This window comes from Mesorhizobium sp. M2D.F.Ca.ET.226.01.1.1 (assembly GCF_004022705.2).
GTDB lineage: Bacteria > Pseudomonadota > Alphaproteobacteria > Rhizobiales > Rhizobiaceae > Mesorhizobium.
In genome coordinates, this window is sequence record NZ_RZOY02000002.1 from 156,258 (window position 1) to 158,757 (window position 2,500).

Here is a 2,500-nt window from a genome sequence, read left to right on the forward strand (position 1 = left end):
TTCGGGTCTTGGGTAGGGGACTGCGGCCTTCGTGCCCGATCTGCGATCCCTCAAACAAAAAAGGCGGCCTGCGTTTATGCGGGCTGTTTTGTTGGTTTTGGGGAGAGGATTTGATTTTGGTTCGCGCGGCGTCGGCTTGCTGGCGGCTGATGGCGGATTCGAATCACTGGCTTGGAGCAAAAAACAAAAGAGCCCGCGCGAGGCGGGCTGTTTTGTTTGGTTGCGGGGACAGGATTTGAACCTGTGACCTTCAGGTTATGAGCCTGACGAGCTACCGGGCTGCTCCACCCCGCGTCACCTACGAGCAAGCGTTTGCTTGCGACTACGAGCAAGCGTTTGCTTGCGTTCATGGACGTAAGCGCACGCCTACGGATAGGATGGCCTACAAATAGGTAGATGGCTCACCAAATGAAAGGGCCGCTTTCGCGGCCCGGGATCCCGTTTGGCGGGCCTTATGCATGTCGCTCAAAAGTGTTAGCGGTTTTGAGCCAACGACATGCATCAATAAAATCGTAGAGAGAAGATTTATCTCCATCCGGAGCTTGATCCGGATGTGAGTTGAACATGCGCTTGGCAGACCTGGCAGCGACCTACTCTCCCGCGTCTTGAGACGAAGTACCATCAGCGCTGGAGCGTTTCACGGCCGAGTTCGGAATGGGATCGGGTGCAGCCGCTCCGCCATAACCACCAGGTCGGCAAAACGCACGTTCAAATCGAGAAGCTGTTCAGGCGCGATCCAGGGATCGTCGCCAGGCGCGATCCTTGGATCGTCGCCTTTGTGCCTTTGGAAGTTCTTTCAGCCTGGCGCCTTTCGAAGCGAAGCTTCGCAAGGTCGACCGACCGTCGGCGCTGTTGCGCCGCACCCACGTAGCGCCGCCCGAAGGGCGGAACAAGCGTGAGTGAGAACAAGATGGATATAAGTAATGAGAACGATCAAGCCTATCGAACTATTAGTACCGGTAAGCTTCAAGCGTTGCCGCTCTTCCACACCCGGCCTATCAACGTGGTCGTCTTCCACGGTTCTCAGGGAATACTCGTTTCAAGGTGGGTTTCCCGCTTAGATGCCTTCAGCGGTTATCCCGTCCGGATATAGCTACCCTGCAATGCGGCTGGCGCCACAACAGGTCCACCAGAGATCCGTCCATCCCGGTCCTCTCGTACTAGGGACAGATCCTTTCAATATTCCTACACCCACGGCAGATAGGGACCGAACTGTCTCACGACGTTCTGAACCCAACTCACGTACCGCTTTAAATGGCGAACAGCCATACCCTTGGGACCTGCTCCAGCCCCAGGATGCGATGAGTCGACATCGAGGTGCCAAACAACCCCGTCGATATGGACTCTTGGGGGTCATCAGCCTGTTATCCCCGGCGTACCTTTTATCCGTTGAGCGATGGCCCTTCCACGCGGGACCACCGGATCACTATGACCGACTTTCGTCTCTGCTCGACTTGTCAGTCTCGCAGTCAGGCAGGCTTATGCCATTGCACTCAGCGAACGATTTCCGACCGTTCTGAGCCCACCATCGCGCGCCTCCGTTACTCTTTAGGAGGCGACCGCCCCAGTCAAACTACCCACCATACATTGTCCCGGACCCGGATAACGGGCCGCGGTTAGACATCCATAGTAATAAGGGTGGTATTTCAAGGGTGGCTCCACCTGAGCTGGCGCCCAGGCTTCAAAGCCTACCACCTATCCTACACATGCCACTACGAATGCCAATGTAAAGCTATAGTAAAGGTGCACGGGGTCTTTCCGTCTAACCGCAGGAACCCCGCATCTTCACGGGGAATTCAATTTCACTGAGTCTATGCTGGAGACAGCGGGGAAGTCGTTACGCCATTCGTGCAGGTCGGAACTTACCCGACAAGGAATTTCGCTACCTTAGGACCGTTATAGTTACGGCCGCCGTTTACTGGGGCTTCGATTCAGAGCTTGCACCCCTCCTCTTAACCTTCCAGCACCGGGCAGGCGTCAGACCCTATACGTCGCCTTGCGGCTTCGCAGAGCCCTGTGTTTTTGATAAACAGTCGCTACCCCCTGGTCTGTGCCACCCTCCTCTGCTTGCGCAGAAAAGGGTCACGCTTCTTCCGAAGTTACGCGTGCAATTTGCCGAGTTCCTTCAGCATAGTTCTCTCAAGCGCCTTGGTATACTCTACCTGACCACCAGTGTCGGTTTCGGGTACGGTCTATAAGGAGGAGCTATTTCCTGGAACCACTCCGCTGCCCTTTCAATCCGATAAGATTGGACAACTTGTGTGATCCGTCACTACCTCCAGGCCCACGAATATTAACGTGGTTCCCATCGACTACGCGTTTCCGCCTCGTCTTAGGGGCCGGCTAACCCTGCTCAGATTAACTTTAAGCAGGAACCCTTGGTCTTTCGGCGGGGGAGTCTCTCACTCCCCTTACGTTACTCATGTCAGCATTCGCACTTCTGATACCTCCACCGCCCCTCACGGGTACGGCTTCATCAGCTTACAGAACGCTCCGCTAC

General features: G+C 55.6%; 1 protein-coding gene, 1 tRNA gene and 2 rRNA genes (1 of these 4 running past the window's edge). 1 reads left to right on the forward strand and 3 read right to left on the reverse strand.

The window, feature by feature from the left end; genetic code table 11:
* The first annotated feature begins 31 nt into the window (after positions 1-31).
* The gene (locus EN869_RS04540; protein ID WP_127225123.1) at positions 32-247 is read left to right on the forward strand and encodes a hypothetical protein; all 216 of its coding nucleotides are present in this window, start codon (positions 32-34) and stop codon (positions 245-247) included.
* Here the strand turns inward: EN869_RS04540 and EN869_RS04545 are convergent.
* The 3 genes from EN869_RS04545 to EN869_RS04555 all read right to left on the reverse strand — a co-directional run.
* A tRNA-Met gene (locus EN869_RS04545) sits at positions 218-294 on the reverse strand. The genes EN869_RS04540 and EN869_RS04545 overlap by 30 nt on opposite strands.
* A gap of 283 nt (positions 295-577) precedes the next feature.
* A 5S ribosomal RNA gene (gene rrf, locus EN869_RS04550) occupies positions 578-692 on the reverse strand.
* A 237-nt stretch (positions 693-929) separates the two neighbouring features.
* Positions 930-2,500: ribosomal RNA gene (locus tag EN869_RS04555) — 23S ribosomal RNA — on the reverse strand (it continues 1,254 nt past the right edge of the window).